The 24928-nt window shown below is 67.4% G+C and carries 24 protein-coding genes; 14 read left to right on the forward strand and 10 right to left on the reverse strand.

What is annotated here, in order from left to right:
• Nucleotides 1-76: 76 nt before the first annotated feature.
• Nucleotides 77-1033: a GntR family transcriptional regulator gene (locus BAY61_RS25825; RefSeq protein ID WP_091806740.1), complete on the reverse strand. Its 957-nt coding sequence runs from the start codon at nucleotides 1031-1033 to the stop codon at nucleotides 77-79.
• Nucleotides 1034-1147: 114 nt separating this feature from the next.
• On the opposite strand from BAY61_RS25825, the gene BAY61_RS25830 reads away from it, so the two are divergent.
• Both BAY61_RS25830 and BAY61_RS25835 read left to right on the forward strand, forming a co-directional pair.
• Nucleotides 1148-1768 (forward strand): GNAT family N-acetyltransferase, encoded by a 621-nt coding sequence (locus BAY61_RS25830; protein WP_170140230.1) that lies wholly within the window; start codon nucleotides 1148-1150, stop codon nucleotides 1766-1768.
• Nucleotides 1769-1802: 34 nt separating this feature from the next.
• Nucleotides 1803-2969: a C45 family autoproteolytic acyltransferase/hydrolase gene (locus BAY61_RS25835; RefSeq protein WP_091806735.1), complete on the forward strand. Its 1167-nt coding sequence runs from the start codon at nucleotides 1803-1805 to the stop codon at nucleotides 2967-2969.
• A 96-nt stretch (nucleotides 2970-3065) separates the two neighbouring features.
• Here the strand turns inward: BAY61_RS25835 and BAY61_RS25840 are convergent, their stop codons facing one another.
• The 4 genes from BAY61_RS25840 to BAY61_RS25855 form a co-directional block, all read right to left on the reverse strand.
• Nucleotides 3066-4235, reverse strand: coding sequence for an MFS transporter (locus BAY61_RS25840; RefSeq protein ID WP_091806732.1), 1170 nt, complete (start codon nucleotides 4233-4235; stop codon nucleotides 3066-3068).
• Between the two features lie 81 nt (nucleotides 4236-4316).
• Nucleotides 4317-4739 carry a CoA-binding protein gene (locus BAY61_RS25845; RefSeq protein WP_091806729.1) on the reverse strand — a complete coding sequence of 141 codons (423 nt, stop codon included), beginning with the start codon at nucleotides 4737-4739 and terminating at the stop codon, nucleotides 4317-4319.
• A 28-nt stretch (nucleotides 4740-4767) separates the two neighbouring features.
• The gene (locus BAY61_RS25850) at nucleotides 4768-6405 is read right to left on the reverse strand and encodes a thiamine pyrophosphate-binding protein (protein WP_091806726.1); all 1638 of its coding nucleotides are present in this window, start codon (nucleotides 6403-6405) and stop codon (nucleotides 4768-4770) included.
• A gap of 21 nt (nucleotides 6406-6426) precedes the next feature.
• Nucleotides 6427-7428 carry a glutathione S-transferase family protein gene (locus BAY61_RS25855; protein WP_091806723.1) on the reverse strand — a complete coding sequence of 334 codons (1002 nt, stop codon included), beginning with the start codon at nucleotides 7426-7428 and terminating at the stop codon, nucleotides 6427-6429.
• A 74-nt stretch (nucleotides 7429-7502) separates the two neighbouring features.
• Between BAY61_RS25855 and BAY61_RS25860 the strand changes: the two genes are divergently transcribed.
• Complete coding sequence (locus BAY61_RS25860) at nucleotides 7503-8891, forward strand: WS/DGAT/MGAT family O-acyltransferase (RefSeq protein WP_091807433.1); 1389 nt, start codon at nucleotides 7503-7505, stop codon at nucleotides 8889-8891.
• A gap of 10 nt (nucleotides 8892-8901) precedes the next feature.
• Complete coding sequence (locus BAY61_RS25865) at nucleotides 8902-9318, forward strand: hypothetical protein (protein WP_091806721.1); 417 nt, start codon at nucleotides 8902-8904, stop codon at nucleotides 9316-9318.
• A 311-nt stretch (nucleotides 9319-9629) separates the two neighbouring features.
• Here BAY61_RS25865 and BAY61_RS25870 read toward each other — a convergent pair whose 3' ends face one another.
• A complete protein-coding gene (locus tag BAY61_RS25870; protein WP_091806718.1) occupies nucleotides 9630-11039 on the reverse strand; it encodes an amidase in 1410 nt (469 codons plus the stop codon).
• 20 nt (nucleotides 11040-11059) lie between these two features.
• Nucleotides 11060-11977 (reverse strand): D-2-hydroxyacid dehydrogenase, encoded by a 918-nt coding sequence (locus BAY61_RS25875; protein WP_420848829.1) that lies wholly within the window; start codon nucleotides 11975-11977, stop codon nucleotides 11060-11062.
• Nucleotides 11978-12141: 164 nt separating this feature from the next.
• Between BAY61_RS25875 and BAY61_RS25880 the strand changes: the two genes are divergently transcribed.
• From BAY61_RS25880 to BAY61_RS25895, 4 genes are all read left to right on the forward strand, one after another.
• Entirely contained in the window at nucleotides 12142-12891 is a 750-nt protein-coding gene (locus BAY61_RS25880) for a maleate cis-trans isomerase family protein (RefSeq protein ID WP_091806712.1), read from the forward strand.
• A 43-nt stretch (nucleotides 12892-12934) separates the two neighbouring features.
• Entirely contained in the window at nucleotides 12935-13702 is a 768-nt protein-coding gene (locus BAY61_RS25885; RefSeq protein ID WP_091806709.1) for a maleate cis-trans isomerase family protein, read from the forward strand.
• Nucleotides 13703-13705: 3 nt separating this feature from the next.
• Nucleotides 13706-14440, forward strand: coding sequence for a GntR family transcriptional regulator (locus BAY61_RS25890; protein ID WP_091806706.1), 735 nt, complete (start codon nucleotides 13706-13708; stop codon nucleotides 14438-14440).
• A 106-nt stretch (nucleotides 14441-14546) separates the two neighbouring features.
• Nucleotides 14547-15164 carry a Pr6Pr family membrane protein gene (locus BAY61_RS25895; protein WP_211323606.1) on the forward strand — a complete coding sequence of 206 codons (618 nt, stop codon included), beginning with the start codon at nucleotides 14547-14549 and terminating at the stop codon, nucleotides 15162-15164.
• Here BAY61_RS25895 and BAY61_RS25900 read toward each other — a convergent pair.
• Both BAY61_RS25900 and BAY61_RS25905 read right to left on the reverse strand, forming a co-directional pair.
• Nucleotides 15142-16206, reverse strand: coding sequence for a tartrate dehydrogenase (locus BAY61_RS25900; RefSeq protein ID WP_091806700.1), 1065 nt, complete (start codon nucleotides 16204-16206; stop codon nucleotides 15142-15144). The two genes, BAY61_RS25895 and BAY61_RS25900, sit on opposite strands and share 23 nt — an antisense overlap.
• Nucleotides 16203-17666 (reverse strand): NAD-dependent succinate-semialdehyde dehydrogenase, encoded by a 1464-nt coding sequence (locus tag BAY61_RS25905; protein ID WP_091806698.1) that lies wholly within the window; start codon nucleotides 17664-17666, stop codon nucleotides 16203-16205. Before BAY61_RS25905 ends, BAY61_RS25900 begins: the two co-directional genes overlap by 4 nt.
• A 113-nt stretch (nucleotides 17667-17779) precedes the next feature.
• On the opposite strand from BAY61_RS25905, the gene BAY61_RS25910 reads away from it, so the two are divergent.
• The 4 genes from BAY61_RS25910 to BAY61_RS25925 all read left to right on the forward strand — a co-directional run bounded on the left by BAY61_RS25910 (nucleotide 17780) and on the right by BAY61_RS25925 (nucleotide 23118).
• Nucleotides 17780-19033, forward strand: a complete 1254-nt coding sequence (locus BAY61_RS25910; RefSeq protein WP_091806695.1) for an aspartate aminotransferase family protein — start codon at nucleotides 17780-17782, stop codon at nucleotides 19031-19033.
• Nucleotides 19034-19066: 33 nt separating this feature from the next.
• Nucleotides 19067-19564: a DUF3830 family protein gene (locus tag BAY61_RS25915; protein ID WP_091806692.1), complete on the forward strand. Its 498-nt coding sequence runs from the start codon at nucleotides 19067-19069 to the stop codon at nucleotides 19562-19564.
• A 564-nt stretch (nucleotides 19565-20128) separates the two neighbouring features.
• The gene (locus tag BAY61_RS25920; RefSeq protein WP_091806689.1) at nucleotides 20129-21511 is read left to right on the forward strand and encodes an FAD-binding oxidoreductase; all 1383 of its coding nucleotides are present in this window, start codon (nucleotides 20129-20131) and stop codon (nucleotides 21509-21511) included.
• A gap of 53 nt (nucleotides 21512-21564) precedes the next feature.
• Nucleotides 21565-23118 (forward strand): acetolactate synthase large subunit, encoded by a 1554-nt coding sequence (locus BAY61_RS25925; protein WP_091806685.1) that lies wholly within the window; start codon nucleotides 21565-21567, stop codon nucleotides 23116-23118.
• Between the two features lie 7 nt (nucleotides 23119-23125).
• Here the strand turns inward: BAY61_RS25925 and BAY61_RS25930 are convergent, their stop codons facing one another.
• The gene (locus tag BAY61_RS25930; RefSeq protein ID WP_091806682.1) at nucleotides 23126-23515 is read right to left on the reverse strand and encodes a hypothetical protein; all 390 of its coding nucleotides are present in this window, start codon (nucleotides 23513-23515) and stop codon (nucleotides 23126-23128) included.
• A gap of 80 nt (nucleotides 23516-23595) precedes the next feature.
• On the opposite strand from BAY61_RS25930, the gene BAY61_RS25935 reads away from it, so the two are divergent.
• Nucleotides 23596-24057: a MarR family winged helix-turn-helix transcriptional regulator gene (locus BAY61_RS25935; protein ID WP_091806680.1), complete on the forward strand. Its 462-nt coding sequence runs from the start codon at nucleotides 23596-23598 to the stop codon at nucleotides 24055-24057.
• Between the two features lie 108 nt (nucleotides 24058-24165).
• Complete coding sequence (locus tag BAY61_RS25940) at nucleotides 24166-24891, forward strand: PP2C family protein-serine/threonine phosphatase (RefSeq protein ID WP_091806677.1); 726 nt, start codon at nucleotides 24166-24168, stop codon at nucleotides 24889-24891.
• Nucleotides 24892-24928 lie beyond the last annotated feature (37 nt).

Raw genomic sequence — 24928 nt, forward strand, 5'->3', positions numbered from 1 at the left:
TATGACGCACGCGGTCGCGATGCGGAGCCGTTCGATCGCAACAGAGGCAGGTCCTCACCCAGTGATCAGCACGCCCTTACCGAGCGAAGTTCTGCTTCGCGTGCCGCTCGACCAGCAGCGCGAAACCGTCGAGGTGTCGCGCGAGCGCGTACTCGAACACCCCGGCCACGTCGGCGACGACCTCACCGGAAACGGCGGCGAGAGCGGGAAACCGCCCGCCCTCGAACAACACGTCCGTCCTGGATTCCCGCTCAAGCCACCAGCGGTCGAACGACTTCCCGCTTTCCTGATGCGCCTCGGATTCCGCCGATTCGACGAGCGCGAGGCTGGTCACGAGCGCGGTGAGGCTGAGCACCTCGCGCAGTCTCGTCTCGTCACTGAGGCCGAGACCTTCGATGGCCCGCAGTGCCCATTCCGTGTGCGCCATGGCGTTGGGCATCAACAGCGGCCTGGTCAGCGAGATGACCCTCGGCAACCAGCGATGCCGCGTGCACAGTTCCCACTGCTCGCGTGCGCAGAGTTCGAGTTTGGCGCGCCAGCCCTCGGGGCCGGGTTCGGGCATCGGCCGCGACGCGAATGTCACGTCGGCCATCAGCTCGACCAGCTCGTCCTTGCCAGCGACATGCCGGTACACCGACATCGCGCCGATGCCGAGCTCGGCGGCGAGCCTTCGCATGGACAGCGCCTCAAGCCCTTCGGAGTCGGCGATGCGCATCGCCGCGTGCACGATGTGCGCGCGGCCTACCCCCGCTCTGCCCGGCAACGGTTCCGGCGGCCTGCGCGGCATGACCCGCGCTGCCGAGCGCGCTCCGGCAATGGGACTCACCACGGTTCCCGATCCCACTCTCGCTTCGACGAGCCCCTGGTCGCGCAACACGGCCATCGCCTTCGTCGCGGTGGCGACGGCCACGCCCCACTGCCGCGCGGTGTGCCGGATGGGCGGGAGCCGGTCACCGGCCACCAGCTCACCGGCCTCGATGCGGGCCTGGATGTCGTCGACGATCCGGCGATACGGCGGAGCACTCGTTGCCATGACGCCCGATTGTACTAGTCCAAATCCCACCCTGGCTAGGACATTCAATAACAATAATCGGGGGAAATGCGCGAAATAAAGCATCTGAAGCAAGGCAGTGGGAACGTTGTACGCATGAACTCGCGAACAACGTACGAAAGCGTTCGGGTCGCAGCCGGCACCGACCGGGACGAAACGCTGGCCGTACTCCGCTCTGCCTTCGCAGCCGACCCCTTCGTGGGCTGGTTGTTTCCCGACCCCGCGACGAGGGACGACCTCCAGACGCGGTTCTACCTTCCGCTGCTGAGCCACCCCCGCGCCGAAACGACCCTGCTGGGGACGGGCGAGGCCGCCGCGATCTGGCTGTCGCTCGCGCCGGGCCAGTCCCCCTTCGGGGACATCGAAGACGCGGGAGACACAGGGGACACCGAAGCCGCCTTCGGTGACAACGCGGCACGGCTCGCCATCGCCGGCGAGCACCTTGCCGAAAGGCACCCGACCGGATCCGCGCATCACTACCTCGCCGTCATGGGAGTCGTCCCCGGCGCGCAGGGAACCGGTCTCGGCTCGGTGTTGCTGCGGCACGGCCTCGCCCGTGCCGACGCCGAGGGCGTCGGTTCCTACCTCGAAGCGAGCACGGCAGGCAGCAGGCAGCTGTACCTGCGGCACGGCTTCGCCGACCTCGGCGAGCCCGTTCACCTGCCTGACGGCCCGACGCTGTGGCCCATGTGGCGCGAACCCGGCACCACTCGCTGAACCCATCCGGGAAACCATTAGGAAAGGAAAGAACATGGGGATCGAAACCGAGGTCGTCGCGGGGAGCGCCGACGACTTCATGCTGGTGCGGCACCTGAAGGTCACCGGAAACCAGACCGAGATCGGCAGGGCACTCGCCGAGGAGGCTTACGAGCGTGGCGGCTGGCGGCCGTCGAGGGCGGACCCGGTCAAGAACCGCGCGCGGCTTGCCTGGTTCGAGCGGTACTGGCCACAGCACAGGGCACGGATGGAAGGTGCGGCGGCGGCACTCGGCACGACCGTGGAAGCGGCACAGGTCCAGCTGGACGACGTCGCGACGGTTCCAGGCGGTTCCGCGTGCACGGCGACCTGGTGCGCGCCGTCCGCGACGCGGGAGGGACACGGCTTCCTCGGCCGCAACTACGACTTCTTCACGGTCGGCTGGTCGCAGCTCTTCGCGATGATCTCCGGGGAACCGGCAGCGGAGGACGGCAGCCTGCCTGCCGCCTCACGGCCCTACGTCATCACGAGCGTCCCCGACGACGCGCCGGCGACGACGCTCATCACGATGAACGAACTCGACGGCTGCATGGAGGGCGTCAACGAGCACGGCCTGGCGGTGGCGTTGCTCATCGCCGACATGGAGACAGCTGGCGAGCCATCCGACGCGGGACCGCAGGTCGGCATCGGGTCGGCCCAGCTTCCCCGGTTCGTTCTGGACACGTGCGAGAACGTCGAGCAGGCACAGCGGGCGCTGCTCGCCGCCAAGCAGTACGACCTCGGTACCCCGCTGCACTACCTGATCGCCGACCGGCACGGCGACGCCTTCGTGTGGGAGACGGGACCGGACGGCAGCGAGCACATCGTTCCGGCCGACGGGGAGGCGCTGTGCGTGACGAACCATCTGCTGCACCGGCGGCACGATCCGGAGAACCCTCCCGCCGACAACGACGAGACGGTGCGCACGTACGAGCGGCTGGAGACCATCAGGGACCGCACCAAGTCGGGTCCGATGTCGGCAGGCGCGGTGCGCGACGCGCTCGACGAGGTCGCGTTCGACTCGCGCAACGCGGGCGCGTACCCGGTGCGCACGCTGTGGCGCACGGTGTTCGACCTGGACGAGCGCAGCATGGCGACGCACTTTTACCTCGGTGACGAGCGGGACGGCACCAACCGGTACAGCGAGGAAGTCGTGTTCCGGCTGGGGCGGCACACCTCCTGACCCGCGAGTCCCCCGCCCAGGACGCCGAGATCCGCACTCGGGACGACGAGATCCGCGTTCGCGGCACGGGCGGGCTCCCCACGACCCCCGGTGGTCCTACGAATGATCGCCGGGGGAAAGGGGAGCCCGTTCCCGCCGCAAGCCGAACGGCAGCGCGACGGCGACAACGACGACGAGCACCACCGAGGCGGCAAGCCCGCCAAGTGCCCACACGCCGAACAACACCAGCGAGGCCAGATCGGCGCACAGCCCCGACACCGACGTGACCGTCGCCCGCGCCTCGCCCCGGATGCGCTCTTGCAGGCGTGCGTTGCCGACGACGAGCACGGCTCGGTAAAGGCCATAGAACAGGGCAACACCGGCCAGCCCTGCTGGTCCCGCAAGCAAGCCGGATCCGCCGAGCGCCAGCGCGCCCGCGCCGAGCGTCACCGCGAGCGTGCGAGCACCCGGGGTGGCCCACCGCCCCGCCATCGCCGCTCCGGCCGCACCGGCGATGGCGATACCGACGACGGCGAGCGGATTCCAGCTCGCCGGAACATTCCAGCCGTGGGCGAGCAGAGGAAAGTACTCCTCAATCGCGTCGACAGCGGTCAGCAGCGCAACGACAACGACGACGCCCCTGACCCCTGGAGTGCTGACCGCCTCGACGACGCCGGATCGCAGGGTCGTGAAGTACCCCCGCTCAGGTTCGGAGTCCTGGCTACGCTCGGGCTCGGGAAGGCGCGCCGCGATCGCCGAAGCGAGAAGGCACATGCCGACACTGGCGTATCCGACGAGTTCGAATCCACCGGATACGAAAAGGACGGTCGCGGCTCCGGCAGCGGGAATCTGTGCGATCAACTCCAGCGCGTTGACCTGGCCGTAGACGCGAGTGAAGTGCTTCTGGGCACCCACCTCGGCCAGGCCGTCGTAAATCAGCGCCTCCAGTGCGCCAGACACGAGCGTGGCACCGAGTCCCCACAGCACGAATCCCGCCGCGAAGGCGGTGAAACCCGGCCACGCCGTCCACAGCAGGTAACCGGCAGCCTGCAGAACGCCACCGGCGACGAGCGAAGAGCGACGGGAGAACCGGTCGGCCAGCGCACCGGTCGGTACCTCCGCGACGACACCGACGACAGACCACAGCGCGAACAACGCCGAGATCTCCGCTTCGGAAAGGCCGGAGTCGGCGAAGAGCAACGCATACAGCGGATACAGCGGGACGAGGTCCGCGAAAAGCGCCCACCAGCGGATCAGCCGGACGAGCGGGCGCGCTTGCTCAGGTATCGGTGAAGTGCGTCAACGGAACGGCATCAGCTCAGGTTACCCGCCTTCTCGTCACACCGGCCACAACCGCGAAACGCCTTGCTACTTGTGGATCTGCGCTATCGCCCTGACGACGGCCATGCACCTGTCCTCGACGTAGCTCAGCCCGCCTTCCTCCGCGATGGTTCGCGCTTGCCCGGAGACGATGCCCTGCTGCAACCAGAGCGCGCGAGCACCGATTCGCACCGCGTCGGCCGCGATACCTGGCGCCTCGTCGGCCGGCCGGAACACCTCGACGACATCGACGGGCTCCGGAATGTCGCGCAACGACCGGTACACGCGTTCGCCGAGCAGTACATCCGCGCTGGGGTGCACGGGAATGACCCTGAACCCGGCGGCCTGCATCGCCGACGGCACCGCGTGCGCGGCCTTCGCCGGGTCGCGGCTCAGCCCCACGACCGCGATGGTCGCCGAATCGCGAAGAACCCGCTCGGGGAGGTCGGTGTCGTCGTTCACGTCGTTCATGCCTTCATTGTGCGGGACCGGTACGACATCAACCGCTCTGCCGGTACCAGCGGGGCGATGTGTTCAGCGGAGGCCGCAGCTCCGCGTTGACGACGAGCACATTCGGCTCGTCCGCGCGGGTGAACTCCCTCAGCAGCCTGCGAAACGCCCTTCCGAAACCGTCGACCCTGTCGGCGTAGACACCGAACGACTTCGCGAGGCCGACGAAATCCGGGGTCGCGAGGTCGACTCCGTTGTGGGCCAGTCCTGCCAGCGACTGGTCGTAGCGCAACATGCCGTAGCCGCCGTCGTCGACGATCACGACCGTGACCGGCAGGCCTTCCTGGATGGCCGTCGCCAATTCCGCGCAGCCGTAAAGGAAACCGCCGTCGCCGGTGATGCACACCGCGCGCCCTTTCCCCGCCGCGGCGACACCCAGCGCGGCGGGGAAACCGAAGCCCAGCGTGCCCCAGCCCATCGGGTAGGCGAGCTTTCTCGGCGCCGCGACCCGGTAGAAGCCGCCGACCCAGTAGCCTGCGACGCACATGTCCGTCACCAGCACCGAGGTGTCGGGCAGTGTCTCGGCGAGAGCGGCGAGAAACTCGGCTGCCTGCGGCTCCTCCTTGCGCACCCTGCGGCGAACCCGGACCTCGATCTCGTCGAGCCTGCGACTGAGCGCGTCGATTCCCTCCTTCAGCGGAGTGCCCGCCAACAATCGTTCGACCAACTGGCGCGCGTCGCCGAGCAGCAGCAGATCGGGCTGGTAGTTCTTGGCCGCGTCGGCGGCGTCCACGTTGACCGATATCAGCGTCGGCGGTTGCGGCATCAGCCAGTTCTGCGTCATCAGGCCGTCGAAATCGGTACCGACGGCGAGTACCACGTCGGCTTCGTCCCACAGCGCGCCGACCTCCGGTGTGTGTACGGGGTTCGAGGCCCTGCACGGATGGTCCGGAGGCACGATGCCTCGCGCGGCGAACGTCGTGATGATCGGCGCGGCGAGATGTTCGGCCAACTGGCCGATCGCCGGTCCCGCGCCGGAACGGAGAGCTCCGCCGCCTGCCCAGATCAGCGGGCGCCGCGCCGCGATCAGCGCCGCTCTCGCCTTGTCGATGTCCTCGTTGAGGACGGGGTGGAACTGCTCCGTCGGTTCGGAAGCGCTGCCGTCGGTGGCTTCGGCGCGCAGGAAGTCGGTGGGAATGCCGACGTAGACCGGTCCGCTCTGCGGTCGCGCCGCCACCCTCGCCGCCCTGCGCACGACCGGCCCGATCGCGTCGGGATGATCGACGACGAACGTCTCCTTGGTCACCGGCGCGAAAAGGGCCTGCTGGTCGCTCGACTCGTGCAGCACCCCGCGCACGGTGCCCTGCCTGCGCAACGTCGAAGGGATGTCGGTCGCGATGAGCAACACCGGGGAAGCGGACGCCTTGGCCTCCCCGATGGCGCCGATCGTGTTGGCGGCACCGGGGCCCGTTGTGACGAGCGCGACGCCGAGCTTTCCGGTGGTTCTCGCGTAACCATCAGCCGCGTAGCCCGCCGCCTGCTCGTGCCTGACCCCGATGAGCCGGATGTCCGAAGCCGCGATCGCGTCCCAGATGGGCAGGTTGTGCACGCCTGGTAAGCCGAAGGCGACATCGACATCGAGTTCCGTCAAGACGTCCACGAGTCGTCGCGCTCCGGTCTGGCCCACTCGCCGAGGATACGAGGATGCTCACCACTGGGGCGGAAGGGTCTCCTGCTCCGGAGGGGGCGGCGGAGGCGTACCGTCGCCGAACGGTTTTCCGCCGAGCGCCTCGCGCCCGTGCGCCGTCGCCCAGCCCGATAGGTCTGGACCTTTGGGAACGATCCGAGTCGTATTGACCTGTTCGTGAACCTGGTAGTAGTGCCGTTTGATGTGATCGAAATCGACCGTGTCGCCAAATCCGGGAGTCTGGAACAGATCTCGCGCGTATGCCCACAGCGCGGGCAGTTCGGTGAGCTTGCCGCGATTGCATTTGAAGTGCCCGTGATACACGGCGTCGAACCGGGCCAGCGTCGTGAACAGCCGGATGTCCGCTTCGGTGATCGTGTCCCCAACGAGGTAACGCTGTCCGCTCAAGCGCTCCTCAAGCGCGTCGAGCCGTGCGAACAACCGGCCGTAGGCTTCCTCGTAGGCGGGCTGCTTCGACGCGAAACCCGCCTCGTAGACGGCTGCGTTCACGTCGGCGTGGACGCCGCGGTTGACCTCGTCGATCTCGTCGCGCGACGCCTCCGGATACAAATCGGGGGCGCCCTCCCTGTGAAAACTGGTCCATTCGGTCGAAAAATCGAGCGTGATCCGCGGATAGTCGTTGGTCACCAGCTTGCCGCTAGGCACGTCGACGATCGCCGGAACGCTGATGCCGCCCTGGTAATCGGGATCGGCGCGGTAATACGCCTCGTGCAGATACTTGATGCCGAGCACGGGGTCCTTGTCACCGGGATCGAGCGTGAATCGCCAGCTTTGCTCGTCCTGGATCGGATCGGCCACCGCGACGGAGATGGCCTCCTCAAGGCCGAGCAGCCTGCGCACGATCAATGCCCGGCTCGCCCACGGGCACGCCCTGCTCACCACAAGGCGGTAACGGCCCTGCTCGACCGGCCAACCATACCTGCCGTCGATGGTAATACGATCGGCGAATCGGTTGGGGGCGCGATAAAACTCGCCGGTCTCCGGATCAGTCGGAATGGTCATACCAGCAAGGCTAGTCCGTAGACTCTCCCCTTCCGGTGTGGAAATACCGGCATAGTGAAGCAGGGGTGACCGTGATGCCGATGATGCCCGTGACGGACTCGATGTTCCTGCTGATCGAAACCCGAGAACATCCCATGCACGTCGGTGGGCTGGAACTCTTCACGCCCCCTGACGGCGCGGGACCCGACTACCTGAGCGAACTGCGGCAGAAGATGCTCGACAGCGCGAGCATGCGGTCCCTGTTCCGGCGGCGCCCCGCTCGGCCCGTCAACACCATGGGCTACCTGGCCTGGGCGACAGATGCCGAACTCGACCTCGACTACCACTTCCGGCATTCCGCGCTGCCGCGGCCGGGGCGCGTGCGGGAACTGCTCGAACTGACCTCACGCTGGCACAGCACCCTGCTCGACCGGCACCGGCCGTTGTGGGAGATCCACCTCATCGAGGGTCTCAACGACGGCAGGTTCGCCATGTACACCAAGATCCACCATGCCCTGCTCGACGGGGTTTCGGCGTTGCGCCAACTCCAGAGCACGCTCAGCGACAGCCCGGATCCCGGTCTCGCCGACCCCGCGCCGTGGGCGAGCACGAAGTCTTCGGGGTCTTCGGGGTCTCCGGCGGCTTCGGGCAATGGCTCCGGGCCGGGGTCCTTGTTGCGGCTGACCAGGAATTCCGCGAGGCAGTTGGCCGGTGTTCCGCAGGCAGCGGCAAGGGTCGCCAACGAAGCGTTCAGGGAGCACGCGCTGACACTGCCGCTACAGGCGCCGAAGACCATGCTGAACGTGCCGATCGGTGGCGCCCGCCGGTTCGCGGCGCAGTCGTGGCCGGTGGAGCGAGTGCGGCAGGTCGCGACCAACGCGGGTGTCTCCCGCAACGACGTCGTGCTCGCGATGTGCGCCGGTGCCCTTCGCGACTACCTCATCGAGCAGCGAGCCCTTCCCGACGCCCCGCTTGTCGCCATGGTTCCCATGTCACTGCGCGGCAAGAGGGACACGGAGGAGGCGCAAGGAAACCAGATCGGCGCCCTGCTGTGCAACCTGGGAACCGATCAGGCCGATCCGGCGCAGCGGCTCGCGGTCATCGCAAGGTCGATGAGTGAGGGCAAGCGGATCTTCAAGCAGCTCACCCCGCTTCAGGTACTGCTGCTGTCGGCTGTCAACATCGCGCCCTTGGGGGCGTCGCCCGTGCCGGGATTCGTCAACAACACCCGGCCACCGTTCAACATCGTCATCTCGAACGTGCCGGGGCCGCGCAAACAGATGTACTGGAACGGCGCGAGCCTCGACGGCATTTATCCCGCTTCGGTGCTGCTCGACGGTCAGGCGCTCAACATCACGCTGACCAACAACGGCGACAACCTCGACTTCGGTATCACCGGTTGCAGGCGAAGCGTGCCGCACCTACAGCGACTGTTGGTGCACCTGGACACAGCGCTGGCCGAACTGGAGTACGCGACCAAGTAGCGCGACCCCGGTGCCCGAGGTGCCCGAGGTGCCCGAGGTGCCCGAGGTGCCCGTGCCCGTGCCGCGTGTCGTGCGCGAGTCCCCCGCCCAGGACGCCGAGATCCGCACCCAGGACATCGACATCCGCGCTCGGAACGGCGACATCCGCAGTCAGGACGCCGAGACGCGCAGCCAGGAGCGCGAGATCCGCGCTCCGGTCACCGAAATCCGCAGTCAGGTTGCCGAGATCCGCGCTCCGGTCGCGTCACCGAAATCCGCGGTCTCGACAGCGAGATGCGCAATCCCAGACCACGAGAGTCCGCGCCGGTTCGGTCACGACGAACGGACCGGACGGAACGCCACGGACATGCTGACCTTTCGGATACCGACGCAGTTCCGGACGGCGGCAAGTCACACCACCGCCCGGGCGCAGATCTCACCGCCCTGAATGCAGAACTCGGCAACCGGAACGCAGAACTCGCCGACCTGGACGCAGATCTCGGCGCCCCGAACGCCGGTCTCACCATCCGGACGCAGATCTCACCGTTCCGAACGCGGATCTCGACGCCCTGAATGCAGAACTCGGCGACCCGGACGCAGAACTCGGCGACCTGGGTGCAGAACTCGGCGACCTGGGCGGGGGACTCGCGACTGGACTCGCCGACCTGCCCCGGCCCGGCTCGGCTCAGGCCCCCGGCCCTGCCCGGGACCGGGCTCGGGCCCGACCTGCCCCCGACCGGGCCCGAGCCAGGGTTCGGGTCAGCGCGGTTCGCCTGCCGGACGGTCGGTCGGCCACGGCCGCAGTTCCTCGACCAGCTTCGCGACCGCGAGGACGAGATCATCCGAGTGCCGGGGGCCGACGATCTGCAACCCGACGGGAAGGCCGTGCGAGGTGAACCCCGCCGGAACGCTGATGGCGGGCTGCTGCGTCATGTTGAACGGGTAGCTGAACGGCGTCCACTGTGGCCAGCTCGTGAGCCCGCTCCCCTTCGGAACATCGTGGCCCACCTCGAACGGCGGGATTGGCATGGTGGGCGTGATCAGCACATCGTGCCGCGTGTGGAACTCTCCCATGTGGATGCCGAGGGCGGCTCGCACCGCCGTTGCCTCAAGGTAGTCGCTCGCGGAATAGGTCTTGCCCTGCCGCCAGACCTCACGCAGCCCGGGGTCGATCCGCTCCTCCGAACCCTCGGGGAACGAGTCGAGCCACTTCGCGGCACCCGTCGCCCACAGCACCTCGAATGCCTCGACCGGATCGTCGAAACCGGGATCGACCTCCTCGACACCGAGCCCAGCCTCGGCGAGCGAAGCGACGACGCCCGCGACGATCTTCGCGATCTCGGGATCGACGTCAACGTAGCCGAGCGCGGGCGAATACGCCGCGCGGATACCTCGGACATCCCTGCGGACCGCCTCGCGATAGGTACCGACGGGAGGCGGCAGCGCGGCCGGGTCGCGGGGATCCGGCGTCGCCAGCACGTCGAGCAGCAAGGCGACGTCGTCGACCGAGCGGGCCATCGGGCCCGCGTGGGCGAGCGGCCCGAACGGGCTCGCCGGATAGAGCGGGATCCTGCCCGCCGTCGGCTTGAAGCCGACGATTCCGCAGAACGCGGCGGGAATACGCACGGAACCGCCACCGTCGGTGCCGACCGACAACTCACCCATGCCCGTCGCGACGGCGACGGCGCTGCCGCCGCTCGATCCGCCTGGGGTCAGCGCGGGGTTCCACGGGTTGCGGGTGATGCCGTCGAGCGGGTTGTCGGTGACCCCCTTCCAGCCGAGCTCGGGTGTCGACGTCTTGCCGAGCAGCACGAGACCGTTCTCGCGCATCCTCGCCGTGACCGGACTGTCGACTTCCCAAGCCTGTTCCCTTTCGATGCACAGGGAACCGCGCAGCGTCGGCCAGCCCTGGCTGAGAAACATGTCCTTGATGGACGAGGGAACACCGTCGAGCAAACCGATCGGATTGCCCTCCCGCCACCGTTCCTCCGACGCGCGCGCCTGATCGAGAGCGATCTCAGGGTCGACGAGGGTGTAAGCCTTGTAGTCGGCGTCGCGCTGCTCGATGACGTGCAGCGAGGCCCTCGTCGCTTCAACCGGCGAGAGTTCGCCCGAGGAATAGGCTGCGACGAGTTCGCTCGCGGTCAGCATGGGTGGGGTATCTGGCATGTCTCTCCTCGGTGTTCGCGTCAGTTGGTCGAGGGAACGTATCCGAGACGCTTGTCAACGACATTGCGCAGCGGCTGTCCCGCGCGCCACCGCCAGAAATTGTCCGCGAACACCTCGACCAGCGCGTTGCGCCAGCCGACGACGTCGCCCGACATGTGAGGTGACACGAGCACGTTATCCATCGTCCACAGCGGACTTTCGACCGGCAGGGGCTCGGTGTCGAACACGTCGAGGGCCGCGCCCGCGATCCTGCCTTCCCGAAGCGCGTCGACGAGATCGCCGGTGACGACGAGCTCTCCCCTGCCGACGTTGATGAACCGGGCGCTCTCGCGCATCGCGGCGAAAGCGTTCGCGTCGAAGAGGCCCTTCGTCTGTTCGGTCAACGGCGCGACGGCGACGACATAGTCGAACTCACCGACGTAGTCGCCCAGTTCGGTCGATGGCCGGACCTCACCGAAGTCGGGATCGCCGTCGCGCGGGGTGCGGCCAGCGCCACTCACCCTCAGGCCCGCGGCCTTCAGCAGGCGAGCAATGGACCTTCCGATGGGACCGGTTCCGACGACGAGGGCCGAACGGCCGCCGATCCGTTCGGTCTCCCTGTGCTGCCATGTACTGCGCTGCTGTAGCCGCAGTGAGCCGGGGAGGTCCTTCGCGAACGCGAGGATCGTGCCGAGCACGTACTCGGCGATGGAGTCGTCGAACACCCCTCGCGAATTGGTCAGGACCACATCGCTTTCGCGAAGAGCGGGGAACATCACGGGGTCGACGCCCGCGCTGGCGATGTGCAACCAGCGCAAGCGGTTGGAGCCGTGCCACGCACCGGGAACAGCCGTGGAGAGGAAGTCGTAGACGAAGAGCGCGTCCGCGTCCCGCAGAGCGTCAGCCAGCCCCGCGGCGTCGGTGTAACGAACGACCGCCGATTGTTCGATGGGGTGCATGTCCGGGGGGTGCTTTTCGCCACTGAGCACCGCCAGCACCGGGAAATCCGTGCCACTCACGTTGACACGGTATGAGCCGGTCGTATGATTGTCAACAATCCGAGGAGTCACCCCGGAGGCACTTCTTCAACAGCCCCCACCCCCTTCCCCCCGGAGGTCGAGCCTTGGATTTCGCGGCACTGGACTTCCCAGCATTCGAGGGACCCCTCGCGCAGCGCGGGATCGGCGTCATCGCGCCGTTCGACCTCGCGCTGGAGCGCGAGTTGTGGCGCTGGGTCCCTATGGAAGTCTCGCTGCACCTCGCCCGCACCCCCTACGAACCGGTGCCGGTGAGCATGGAGATGGCGCACCTGGTGAGCAACGCGCAGCATCTCGCGGCCGCGACCCGCGACGTGTTGCACGTCGAGCCGGAGGTCGTCGCGTACCTGTGCACCTCGGGCAGTTTCGTGAGCGGTGTCGACGCCGAACGATCGCTGCGCAAGGCCATTTGCGACGCGGGCGCGCCCACGGCCGTCACCACGTCGGGCGCGCTCGCCGAGGTGCTCGTCGACCTCAACCTGGACAAGGTGTCGGTGCTGACGCCCTACGACGCCGACCTCACCGGAAAACTGCACGAGTTCCTTGAAGAACTCGGCGTGCACACGGTGTCGAGCGACCATCTCGGACTCGGCGGCGGCATCTGGAAGGTCAGCTACCGCACGATCGCCGAACGCATCCTCGCGGCGAACCACGACGACGCGGAGGCGATCTTCGTGAGCTGCACGAACCTGCCGACCTACGACGTCATCGATCCGCTTGAGGCCGCGCTCGGGAAGCCGGTGCTGACCGCGAACCAGCTCACCATGTGGGCCTGCCTCAAGCGCATGCGATTGCCGATCGTCGGTCCAGGCAAATGGTTGCGCGAGATATCCTGACCTGTTCTATTAGGATTGTTGACAATCCTACTGGAGGTGTAGCTTGACTGGAACGCCCGCGTCGCCCGGTCCGGAGACGACCGCGAAACCACTCGTCGCCGGGTTCATCTACCCCGATCACGCCGCAGAGGACGACTACCCGCTCGCCGAGAAACTGCTCGGCGGAGACGTCGCGCTGCCCGTCGAGCACATCTACGGCACCGACCTACACGCCGTCGCGGAACTGCTCGACCTCGGCAGCCCCGCACGGCTGGCGGAGGGAGCCGCGCTGCTGGCCCCGCACAACCCGGCCGCCGTGGTGTGGGCATGCACGAGCGGAAGCTTCGTCTACGGCTGGGACGGTGCCGCCGAACAGGTCGCCAAGCTCTCGGCGGCAGCGGGAGGACTGCCCGCATCGAGCACGTCGTTCGCGTTCGTCAGGGCCGCCGCCGCGCTCGGGCTTCGCAAAGTGGCCGTCGCCGCGAGCTACCCTGACGACGTCTCGACGCTGTTCGTCGAATTCCTCGGCAGAGGCGGCGTCGAGGTGCTGTCGATGTCGGCAGCCGACATCGACACCGCGGCCGAGGTCGGAGAACTCTCCCCCGACGCCGTCGTCGAGTTGATCGTCAGCAGGGATCACCCCGAAGCCGACGCGGTTCTGGTTCCCGACACGGCCATGCGGACGCTGTCCCTGATCGACACCGTCGAGCAGCGGCTTGGCAAGCCGGTACTCACCGCCAACCAGGTCACCGTGTGGGAAGGTCTACGTCTGGCGGGAGCAACCCCGCGAGTTCAGGGGCTCGGCGCCCTGTTCCATCAGGAGGGCGCGTAGCGGATGTTCGCCGACATCGAACCCGTCAACAGGGAATCCACAGCCGCCATCATCGCGCGCCAGCTCAGGGACGCGATCATGACCGGCTCGCTGCCGCCCGGCGCCCAGCTCGGCGAAACCGACCTCGCCGCGAGGTTTCAGGTGTCGCGCGGCCCGCTACGCGAAGCCATGCAGCGGCTGGTCTCCGAGGGGCTGCTGCGCAGCGAACGACATCGCGGCCTCTTCGTGATCGACCTCGAACCCGGCGACGTCTACGACGTCTACGCGGCGAGGTCGGCAGTGGAAAGGGCCGCGGCGACGCGGATCGTGCGCAGCTTCGACAGGGAGCGGGTGGCGGTCGTTCTCGACCAGGCCGTCGCGGCGATGGCCGAGGCCGACAAGCAGGACGATCCCACCGCGCTCACCGAGGCCGACCTGCGCTTCCACGAAGCGCTCATCGAGGCTTCGGGCAGCCGCAGGCTCGCCCGCATGGCGCGCACCCTGCTCATCGAAACCAGGATGTGCCTTTCCGCGCTGCACGGTACCTACCGCAAGAACTACCAGGACGTCGACGAGCGGGTCGCCGAGCACAACATGATCATCGAAGCGTTGCGCGCGGGAAGGGAGGAAGACCTGCTCGCGTTGCTCGAAGCCCACATGGACGACGCCGTGCAGCGGCTCGCTCCCGGCACCAGCCTCTACCTCGGGCCCGCTCCCGAGCTGCCGCCCTCCGACGGGGAGCCGGAACTCACGGGCTGAGGCGCTGACCGCGCCTTCCGCGCGAAACGACAGCCATGTCAAGCGATCGGGCCAACCAGCGCGATCCGGCTGGCCGAGCCAGACGGTGGGCGGTTACCTGGACATCGTGACGAGCTTCAGGTCCCACCTGCTCGTGTTGTTGCGATTCGTCGGCTTCCTTCTGGTGCTCTCCGCCGAGTTCTCCGTGATCGGAGAGCTGTCGCCCCGGTTCAACGCGGCGACCCATTTCGGCTACTTCACGGTGCTCTCCAACATCTTCGCCGCGCTCGTCCTCGCGGCGGGAGTGCTGGTTCCGGTTCCCGGCACGGTCAGGGGTGCCTCCGTGCTGTACATGGTGACGACGGGAATCGTGTACGCGGGGCTGTTGAGCGGAATCGACACCCAGACACCGCCTTACGCCAACTGGGTCTTCCACGTGGCCGTCCCGTTTCTCGTCGCGGTGGACTGGCTACTCGACCCGCCACGCGAACACATCTCGGTGCGCCAGGCGCTGCGCTGGCTGGCTTTTCCAGCGGCCTACCTGGTGATCACACTGGTTCGCGGGCCGATCATTCACTGGTATCCGTACCCGTTCCTGGATCCGGGCGAAGAGGGCTACGGCACGGTGGCGATCATGAGTGCACTGATCGCCACCGCGCTGTGCCTGCTGACCTTGCTGATCGTCAAGGTCGGCAATTCCATGGGCGGATCCGAAAGGCCCGCTACGCGAGCGCCCCGGCGATAGCGGAACCGAGCTGCGCGGTCGTCGCCTTGCCGCCGAGGTCGGGAGTCGCGACCGCGCCGTCGCCGAGAACCTTCTCGACGGCGGCGTTGATCGCCTGGGCTGCCTCGCTTTCACCGAGCTGTTCGAGCATCATCGCGGCCGCGAGAATCTGTGCGACCGGATTGGCGATGCCCTTGCCCGCGATGTCCGGGGCACTACCGTGCACCGCCTCGAACATCGAGGGATACGTGCCCTCGGGATTGATGTTGCCAGACGGTGCCATGCCGAGCCCGCCCGTGACGGCCGCGGCGAGATCGCTGAGGATGTCGCCGAACAGATTGGACCCCACGACGACGTCGAGCCGGTCGGGCTGCTGCACCATCCTCGCCGCGAGCGCGTCGATGTGCGTCTGCTCGCTGCTGACCCCCGGGTAGTCGGCGGCGACCTCGGCGAAGACCTCGTCCCAGAACGGCATCGTGTGGATGATGCCGTTGGACTTGGTCGCCGAGCACACCCTTCCCGTCCTCGTCGTCGCGAGTTCGAAGGCGTACCTGATGATCCGCTCGACCCCGACCCTGGTGAAAACGGACTCCTGCAACACGAACTCGCCCGGCTGCCCCTCGTTGTGCCTGCCGCCGAGCTTGGAGTACTCGCCCTCGGAGTTCTCCCTGACGATGACCATCTCCAGTTCGGCCGCGCTCCTGCCCGCGAGCGCGGAGGTGGTTCCAGGCAACAGCTTCACCGGCCTGAGATTGACGTACTGGAGGAACGCCCTTCGCACCGGAATCAGCAGGCCCCACAAGGAAATGTGGTCGGGTACGCCGGGAAATCCGACGGCGCCGAGCAAGATCGAATCGAAGGCCGAGAGCCGCTCGATGCCGTCCTCCGGCATCATCGTCCCGGTCTGGGTGTAGCGCTCGCAGCTCCAGTCGAACTCCGTCCAGTCAAGACCGAAGCCGTACCGGCCCGCGGTGGTGTCGAGTACCTTCCTCGCCTCGACCTGGACGTCGACGCCGATTCCGTCGCCGGGTATGGACGCTATACGGTAGTTACGCTCGCTCACAGGCTCACCGCGATGTACTTCGTCTCAAGGAATTCGTCGATCCCCACGGTTCCGCCTTCCCTGCCGAGACCCGACTGCTTGACTCCGCCGAACGGGGCCGCCGGGTTGGACACGATGCCCTGGTTGAGGCCGACCATGCCGGTGTCAAGCCGTTCGCTGACCCGGATCGCGCGCTTGATCTCGCTGGTGAACACGTAGCTCACGAGCCCGAATTCGGTGTCGTTGGCCTTGTCGACGACTTCGTCCTCGGTGTCGAAGATCGCGATCGGCGCGACGGGCCCGAAGATCTCCTCGCTCGCCATCCTCGCCGCGCCGGGAACATCGGTGAGCACGGTCGGCTGGTAGAAGTTTCCCGGTCCGTCCACAGTGGCACCACCGGTGAGCACCTTCGCCCCCCGCTGTGCCGCGTCGGCGACGAGTTCACTCACCTTCTGGATCGCGGCCTCGTCGATGAGCGGTCCGACGACGACGCCGTCCTCCGTTCCCCTTCCGATGGGCAGCGCCGACATCCGCTCGGTGAGCTTGCGGGAGAACTCCTCCGCGATCCCGCGCTGGACGTAGAACCGGTTGGCCGCCGTGCACGCCTCGCCGATGTTGCGCATCTTGGCCTGCATGGCTCCCTCGACCGCCGCGTCGACGTCGGCGTCGTCGAAGACGAGGAACGGCGCGTTGCCGCCGAGTTCCATCGACGTGCGCAGGACCTTGTCGGCGCACTGCTCCAGTAGCTTGCGGCCGACTGCGGTCGACCCCGTGAACGACAGCTTGCGCGCGCGCCCGTCCCTGATGAGCGGCTCCATGACGCCGCCGGCACTCTTCGTCGTGACGACGTTGAGGACACCGTCGGGCAGTCCGGAATCGGCGAGGATCTGCGCGAGCGCCAGCATCGAGAGCGGCGTCTGCGCGGCGGGCTTGATGACCATCGTGCAGCCGGCCGCCACGGCCGGACCGATCTTGCGGGTACCCATCGCCATCGGGAAGTTCCACGGCGTGATCAGCAGTGAGGGTCCGACCGGCTGTTTGGCGATGAGGAACCGGCCCGAGCCGTTGGGCGCGACGGCGTAACCGCCTTCGATGCGCACGGCCTCCTCGGCGAACCAGCGGAAGAACTCGGCGGCGTATGCGATCTCACCCCGCGCTTCCGCGAGTGGCTTGCCCATCTCCAGCGTCATGAGCAGGGCAAGCTCCTCCTGCCGCTGCATCAGCTTCTCGTAGGCCCTTCGCAGGATCTCGCCCCGCTCACGAGGCGCCGTCGCCGCCCACTCGTTCTGCACGGCGACCGCGGCGTCCAGCGCCGCGAGCCCGTCCTCCTTCGAGGCGTTCGCGACCTCGCACAACACCTTTCCCGTCGAGGGATCGTGGACGGGGAAGGTCTTGCCTTCCTTCGCCTGCGTCCACTTGCCGCCGATGAGCAGCTCTTTGTTGACGGCGTCGACAACACCGGATTCGGTGACCGTGCTCATGTGCCAAGCTCCCTGAGTCCCTGATTGCGCCGGTACGACGGCCATGCTACGAATATTGTTGACAATCTACAACCCCACCGGGGTCCACCCACGCCCTGAAGGAGACCGCCGTCATGGCCCAGCTCTCCCCCATCCTCAAGCAGGCCACGCCGGTCGTCGTCGACCACGGCGAGGGCGTCTATCTTTTTGACGCCGACGGCAGGCGCTACCTCGACTTCACAGCCGGTATCGGCGTGACGAGCACCGGACATTGCCACCCTCGGGTCGTTGCCGCGGCCCAGGAACAGGTCGGCAAGCTCATCCACGGCCAGTACACCACCGTGATGCACAAGCCGCTGCTCGACTTGACGGCCAAGCTCGGCGAGGTGCTTCCTCCGGGACTCGACTCGCTGTTCTTCTCCAACTCGGGCAGCGAGGCCGCCGAGGCCGCGCTGCGGCTGAGCAGGCAGGCCACCGGAAGGCCGAACATCGTCGTGTTCGAGGGCGGCTTCCACGGCCGTACCGTCGCCGCCGCGTCGATGACGACGTCGGGCACCCGGTTCAGCGCGGGCTTCTCCCCGCTCATGGGCGGCGTGCACGTCGCACCGTTCCCGTTCGCCTACCGCTATGGCTGGGACGAGAAGACCGCGACCGAGTTCGCGTTGCGCGAGCTCGACTACCTCTTCGCGACGCGGACCTCGCCTTCGGAGACGGCGGCCTTCTTCATCGAGCCGATGCTCGGTGAAGGCGGCTACGTGCCTGCGAACACGGAATTCCTCGCGGGGCTGAGGGAACGCGCCGACGAACACGGCATCCTGCTCGTGCTCGACGAGATCCAAACCGGCTTCGGCCGTACCGGCAAGTTCTGGGGACACGATCACTTCGACGTCCGGCCCGACGTGGTGCTCATCGCGAAGGGACTCGCCTCCGGCTTCCCGCTTTCCGGCATCGCGGCTTCGAAGGAGCTGATGGCCAAGGCGTGGCCGGGCTCGCAGGGCGGAACCTACGGCGGCAACGCGGTTTCCTGCGCCGCCGCGGCGGCGACCCTCGACGTCATCAGGGACGAGGGCCTTGTCGAGAACGCGGCCGCGCGGGGAAGGCAACTGCTCGACCACGCGAGGGCGATCGGCGACAAGACCGAGGCGATCGGCGACGTGCGCGGTCTCGGTCTGCTGATCGGCACCGAGTTCACCACGGCAGAGGGCAAGCCGGACACGGCGACGGCGCAGGCGGCCCAGAAGGCCGCGGCCGAGCGCGGGCTGCTGCTGCTCACCTGTGGCGCCCACATGAACGTCGTGCGCATGATCCCGCCGCTCATCGTCACCGAGGAGCAGATCGAGGAGGCTCGCGAGATCTGGGCCGACGTCGTCCAGACCGTCGCGAAGTAGCCGCACAGCCCTTCACAGCACAGGAGAACCCACGTGGCCCGTTACATCACCATCACGCTCGACAAGCGTGGTGTCTCGTGCCGAGCACGGCTGCTCGACGAGGAAGCACCGAGGACGTGTCAGGCGGTGTGGGACGCGCTGCCGCAAAGCGGCTCCGCCTACCACGCCAAGTACGCCCGCAACGAGATCTACACCTTGGTTCCGCCGTTCGCCCAGCCGAAGCCGGGAAGGGAGAACCCGACGATCACGCCGATCCCCGGTGATGTCGTCTACTTCGGCTTCGAGGCATGGGAGATCGGCAACCCCGCCTACGGCTATGACGACGGCAGCGAGGCGCACAGCGATCAGGGCGCCACCGATCTCGCCATCTTCTACGGGCGCAACAACCTGCTCATCAACGGGGACGCCGGATGGGTGCCCGGCAACGTTTTCGCCACGATCGAGGAAGGGCTCGCCGAGATGGCCGAGGCCGCACAGGACCTGTGGCTGCGGGGCGTCGAGGGCGAAACCATGAGCTACGCGAGGGCCTGACCTCACCCATCCGGGTATTGATCAAGGAATCACCAGTCGTGGCAACGCTTTAACTCGTTCGTGAAACGTTGACCCCGAATATCGCATCAAGATCATGATCACCCCGGGTGATCGCCCCGCCGGTGGCTACCGATTGTCACCGGCGCGGGCGATCACCAGCCCCGCCGGGAAACACGAAAGCCTTACGTGTTTATCCTGAAAGGATTTCAGGTAACCATCCTGCCCTCGAAGGGCTCTTTGACAGGCACATCACGACGCTGAAAACCTGACTCTGCTTTCGAAAGCAGCAGTGCGCGCACGTTTTCCGTGTAACCAATTCCTGTTAAGGAGCCCCTCAATGCAGTTCTTCGCCATGCACGCCCAGTACGGCGGCGACATCATCACCGGCCTGCTGGCGCACCTGGCGCACGTCCTCGGCTGGCTCGTCTGAGGATGACGATGTAACGCCAGGTGGGGCCGTCACGTTGGCGCGGGTCGGCCCCACCCCGGCGAAAATGCTCCGCCTCTAATATGTGAATAGTTTTCATGGCCTTCGCTCCCATCGCCGTACTAGGCTGCTGGCCCATGGGCTCCGAAGGTGACGTCGCGCAGAAGCTGGCCGAGATCGTCGGCGAACGACATTTCCTGACCGGTGAGGCGATTCCCGACGAGTACGCGGGCGACGAAGCGCTCGTCGGCGAGCGGCAGAAACCCCGGTACGTCGCCAAACCGGCAACGGCCGACGAGGTCGCCGCGATACTGGCCACCGCGACCGAGCACGGCATCCCGGTCACCGCGCGCGGTTCGGGAAGCGGGCTGTCCGCCGCCGCGAGGCCATCGGCCGAGGGCATCCTGATCTCCTTCGAGCGGATGAACACCGTCATCGAGATCGACACCACCAACCACGTCGCCGTCGTTCAACCTGGCGTCACACTGTCCGAATTGGACGAACTGACCGCGGAAAGCGGCCTCGGCTACACCGTCTACCCCGGCGAGATGAGCGCGAGCGTCGGCGGAAACGTCGGAACCAACGCGGGCGGCATGCGAGCCGTGAAGTACGGCGTCACCCGCAACAACGTGCTCGGCCTCCAGGCGGCCCTTCCCACCGGCGAGATCATCCGCACCGGCGGCAAGATCGTGAAGACCTCGACCGGCTACGACCTCACCCAGCTCATCATCGGCTCGGAGGGAACGCTCGCGCTCGCCACAGAGGTGACCGTCAAACTGCATCCCCGGCTCGGCAACGGCGCCACCGTACTCGCCCCCTTCACCGACCTCGACACCGTGATGGCAGCCGTGCCGTCCGTCGTCTCAAGCGGCATCGCGCCGCACATCCTCGAATACATCGACGCGCTCACGATGGCCGCCATCACCTACACCGCTTCACTCTCGCTCGGCATCCCCGACGAGGTCCGCGAAGCCTCGCAGGCGTATCTCGTCGTCGGATTGGAAAACAAGGAAGCGCAGCGGCTTTCCGATGACGTCGCCGCGCTCGGCGAACTGCTCACCGGACTCGGCGCGACCGACGTCTACGTGCTTGAGGGCGGCTCGGCGCGGAAGCTGATCGAGGCGAGGGAAAAGGCGTTCTGGACGGCGAAGGCGGCCGGTGCCGACGACGTCATCGACGTCGTCGTCCCCCGCTCCACGATGCCGGAATTCCTCGCGAGGGCAAGGGAAATCGCGGGCAAGACCGAGTCCGGGGTCGTCGGCTGCGGGCACGCTGGCGACGGCAACGTGCACCTCGGCATCTTCCAGAAGGATCCGGAGAAGCGGTCGAGTCTGCTGCGCGACATCTTCGCCGTGGGCATGGAACTGGGCGGGGCCATCTCCGGCGAACACGGCATCGGCCGCGCGAAGCTGGAGTACTTCACCGAGCTGGAGGATCCTGTCAAGATCGAACTGATGCACCGGATCAAGCAGGCATTCGATCCCAAGGGCATCCTGAACCCAGGCGTCCTCTTCGGATAGCCCAGTCAACGGCAGCGGGGCCACGCCAGCGGCCCGCGGTGAGAAGGAGCATGATGAACGGCGCTCAGTCCCTGATCCGCACCCTCGTCGACGCGGGTGTCGACGTGTGCTTCTCCAACCCCGGCACCTCGGAGATGCACTTCGTCGCCGCACTGGACACGGTGCCGGAGATGCGCGGGGTGCTCGGGCTCGCCGAAGGCGTCGTCACCGGCGCGGCCGACGGTTACGCCCGCATCGCCGGAAAACCGGCGGCGACCCTGCTGCACCTCGGTCCCGGACTCGGCAACGGCCTCGCCAACCTGCACAACGCGCGCAGGGCCAACACGCCAGTCGTCAATGTGATCGGTGACCACGCGACCTACCACAAGCGCTACGACGCTCCGCTGGAGTCCGACATCGAGGCGGTCGCCGGTTCACTCGAAGGCTGGGTGCGCCGCAGCGAGAGTTCCGCCGATGTCGGTGCCGACGCCGCTGCCGCCGTCGCGGCCGCGATGGACGCGCCTGGCAGGGTCGCCACCCTGATCCTTCCCGCCGACGTCTCGTGGAGCGACGGCGGCGTGGTGTGCGCGCCGGTACCAGGCCGCACGCCGAAACCGGTAGCCGACACCACGGTCAAGGCCATCGCGGAAGTGCTCGGTACCGGCGAGCCGACCGCGCTGCTCATCGGCGGCGCCGCGTGCCGCGAGGCTGGGCTGCGTGCCGCGAGCAGGATCGCGACCGCGACCGGTGCGACCCCGTTCATCGAGACCTTCCCCAGAAAACTGGAGCGGGGCGCGGGCCTTCCTGCCATCGACCGGCTCGGCTACCTCGCCGAACAGGTCGCCTACCAGCTCGACGGCGTGCGGCACGTGATCATCGCGGGCACGAAGTCCCCGGTTTCCTTCTTCGCCTATCCCGGCAAGGAAAGCGACCTCGTTCCCGAAGGCGCCGGAGTGCACACGCTCGCCGAGGGAGCCGACGACGTGGTCGCCGCGCTCAGCCAACTCGCCGACCTGGTGGCCCCTGACACCGAGCCCGTGCTCGCCGAGCCCCGGCGTCCCGAGCTGCCGAGCGGTGAGCTGACGGCGCAGAACTGGGTCGACGTGATCGGCGCGCTGCTTCCGGAGAACGCGATCATCTCCGACGAGGCCAACACGTCGGGCCTGCTGCTGCCCGCCGCGACGGCCGGCGCGCCCCGGCACGACGTGCTGACGCTCACCGGTGGCGCCATCGGGCAGGGCATCCCCGCCGCGACCGGCGCCGCGATCGCCGCGCCCGACCGGCCCGTCATCAGCCTCGAATCCGACGGGAGCGCGCTCTACACGATCTCGGCGCTGTGGACGCAGGCCCGCGAAAACCTCGACGTCACCACGGTGATCCTCAACAACAGGGCATACGCGATCCTGCGAATGGAGTTGCAGCGCGTCGGCGCGGAAGGCTCTGGCCCCAAGGCGAACAGCCTGCTGGATCTGTCCACACCGGACCTGAACTTCGTTTCCATCGCCGAGGGGCTGGGAGTTCCCGCGACGAGGGCGACGACGGCGGAGGAGCTGGCCGAGCAGTTCGCCGCCGCGATCGCAGAGCCGGGCCCGCACCTGATCGAAGCCATGGTGCCTCCGCTGCTCTGACGGTACTTCAGCCCGCAGGGCGGACTCGTGGCGCGGTGAGTCGCGCGATGAGCAGCACCGCCATGACGAGGCAGGCCAGCGCGACGACGAGTGTCGGCAGTCCTTCACCGAAGCTGTCTCGCGCGACGTAGTCGAACACCGCCGTCGTGATGACCCCTGCCGCGAAGGTGAAGCCGAAGGCGAGCACGGCGCCGGCGCGGCGCGCGGGAAGGAACGCGCCGACGACGAGAATCGCGCACAACAGCACGTCGGGGACGAAGAACAGGTTGCCGATGGTGACGTTGTCCCTGAGGAAAAGCGTCACGAAGGTGGGGACGGCGACGGCTATCGCGACGATCCGTCCCGCGAGCACGGTCCCGTTTGTTCCGGTCCGTGCCGTGGTTGCTGGACTGCTCATGCCGGGCTCCAGTCATTTAATCAGCTCTACTGACGATCAGGCTACCTGATTATCCCGAGCGATGACGTACATTGGTAGTCATGAGCACGGAAACCCCGGCCGGGCAGATCGCCTCGACGACCGGATACCTGATGCTGCGGCTCGGCGACGTCGTCAAGGGCAGCATCGAGCGGGAACTGGGCGCATGGGACATCTCGGGCCGCGAGCTGCGCGTGATGGCCTTCGCGTGCGCGGGCCCACAGTCTCAGCGCGACCTCTCCGAGCAATCGGGGCTCGATCGCACCACGATGGTCGCCGTGATCGACCGGCTGGAGAAACTCGGTTACGCCAGAAGGGAACGCAGCGAGACCGACCGCCGCAAGCAGCTCGTCAGCCTCAGCAGCCAAGGTAGCGAGGTCGTCGAGAAGGCACTGACGAGACTGAGCGAGGCGGAGGCCGACTTCCTCGACCCGCTGACCACCGCGCAGCAACGCCAGCTGGCCGCCCTGCTCTCCACGCTGTACACGGCGCACGACCCGGCGTGCATGGTCACCGAACCATAACGCCTGTTATTCACAGGATTTTCTTGGAGTTCGTGACGCGGTTCGGGCGTTAACTGGGTAGTGGGCCGGTCGTCGGGGGATCGGCCAACTCGGCGAGGAGATCCTGCGATGCTGACTACACCGCACCTTCCACAGGCCATCCACACGCGGTCGGACGCCGCGAGCGACAAGGGGCCGCGCGAAATCAACGCGGATGCCGTCGCGACGCACACCGATCCACGCACGGACCGAATGGCGTTCGCCGTGGCCGACGGCGTCGGCGATCACCTTCTCGCCGCGAGGGCGGCACGGCTGGCCGCGAGCACGGCCGCGACTGCCGCGACCCGGTACGGCGCCGCGGGTGCGCTACTGAAGGCCCAGCGCGAACTACGTGCCCAGTTCCCGGAATCGGCGGCCGACGCGGTCGCCGTCGTCGCCGTCTTCCCTCCGATCGGCGGCGAGGACGAGGTCTGCGAAATCGCCTGGGTCGGCGACTGCCGCGCCTACCGCTGGAACGGCAACGTGCTGCACCAGATCACCGTCGACCACACGCTCGCCGAGTTCTGGCGAGCACACGGCGTGACCCCTTCGCCGAAGATGGAACACATGGTGACCGATTCCGTCCGTACCGCGAAGGAAACCGACATCGGGACGGCGAGGATCAGCGCCGGCGCTGGACGGCTGTTGTTGAGCACGGACGGGGTCCACAAGAGCCTCGACCTCGCGCACGTCAAGACCCTGCTCGCCGATGGCGTCGCGGCGGGAGAGACGGCCAAGGCGCTCGTCTCGACGGCCCGCGCATTCGGCAGCGGTGACAACGCGACCGCGATCGTCGTCGACAGGCTGATGCTGTGAGAAAGGCCGCCGGGCTGCTGCCCGGCGGCCCCTCACG

This window comes from Prauserella marina (genome assembly GCF_002240355.1).
GTDB lineage: Bacteria > Actinomycetota > Actinomycetes > Mycobacteriales > Pseudonocardiaceae > Prauserella_A > Prauserella_A marina.

Coding starts and splice junctions, on each gene's coding strand:
- BAY61_RS25890 (WP_091806706.1), top strand. CDS start 13,706: ATGTTCGCCGACATCGAACCCGTCAACAGGGAATCCACAGCCGCCATC.
- BAY61_RS25905 (WP_091806698.1), bottom strand. CDS start 17,666: ATGAGCACGGTCACCGAATCCGGTGTTGTCGACGCCGTCAACAAAGAG.
- BAY61_RS25870 (WP_091806718.1), bottom strand. CDS start 11,039: ATGCCAGATACCCCACCCATGCTGACCGCGAGCGAACTCGTCGCAGCC.
- BAY61_RS25930 (WP_091806682.1), bottom strand. CDS start 23,515: ATGAGCAGTCCAGCAACCACGGCACGGACCGGAACAAACGGGACCGTG.
- BAY61_RS25925 (WP_091806685.1), top strand. CDS start 21,565: ATGAACGGCGCTCAGTCCCTGATCCGCACCCTCGTCGACGCGGGTGTC.
- BAY61_RS25825 (WP_091806740.1), bottom strand. CDS start 1,033: ATGGCAACGAGTGCTCCGCCGTATCGCCGGATCGTCGACGACATCCAG.
- BAY61_RS25855 (WP_091806723.1), bottom strand. CDS start 7,428: ATGACCATTCCGACTGATCCGGAGACCGGCGAGTTTTATCGCGCCCCC.
- BAY61_RS25835 (WP_091806735.1), top strand. CDS start 1,803: ATGGGGATCGAAACCGAGGTCGTCGCGGGGAGCGCCGACGACTTCATG.
- BAY61_RS25830 (WP_170140230.1), top strand. CDS start 1,148: ATGAACTCGCGAACAACGTACGAAAGCGTTCGGGTCGCAGCCGGCACC.
- BAY61_RS25860 (WP_091807433.1), top strand. CDS start 7,503: ATGCCGATGATGCCCGTGACGGACTCGATGTTCCTGCTGATCGAAACC.
- BAY61_RS25875 (WP_420848829.1), bottom strand. CDS start 11,977: ATGCACCCCATCGAACAATCGGCGGTCGTTCGTTACACCGACGCCGCG.
- BAY61_RS25940 (WP_091806677.1), top strand. CDS start 24,166: ATGCTGACTACACCGCACCTTCCACAGGCCATCCACACGCGGTCGGAC.
- BAY61_RS25845 (WP_091806729.1), bottom strand. CDS start 4,739: ATGAACGACGTGAACGACGACACCGACCTCCCCGAGCGGGTTCTTCGC.
- BAY61_RS25910 (WP_091806695.1), top strand. CDS start 17,780: ATGGCCCAGCTCTCCCCCATCCTCAAGCAGGCCACGCCGGTCGTCGTC.
- BAY61_RS25935 (WP_091806680.1), top strand. CDS start 23,596: ATGAGCACGGAAACCCCGGCCGGGCAGATCGCCTCGACGACCGGATAC.
- BAY61_RS25920 (WP_091806689.1), top strand. CDS start 20,129: ATGGGCTCCGAAGGTGACGTCGCGCAGAAGCTGGCCGAGATCGTCGGC.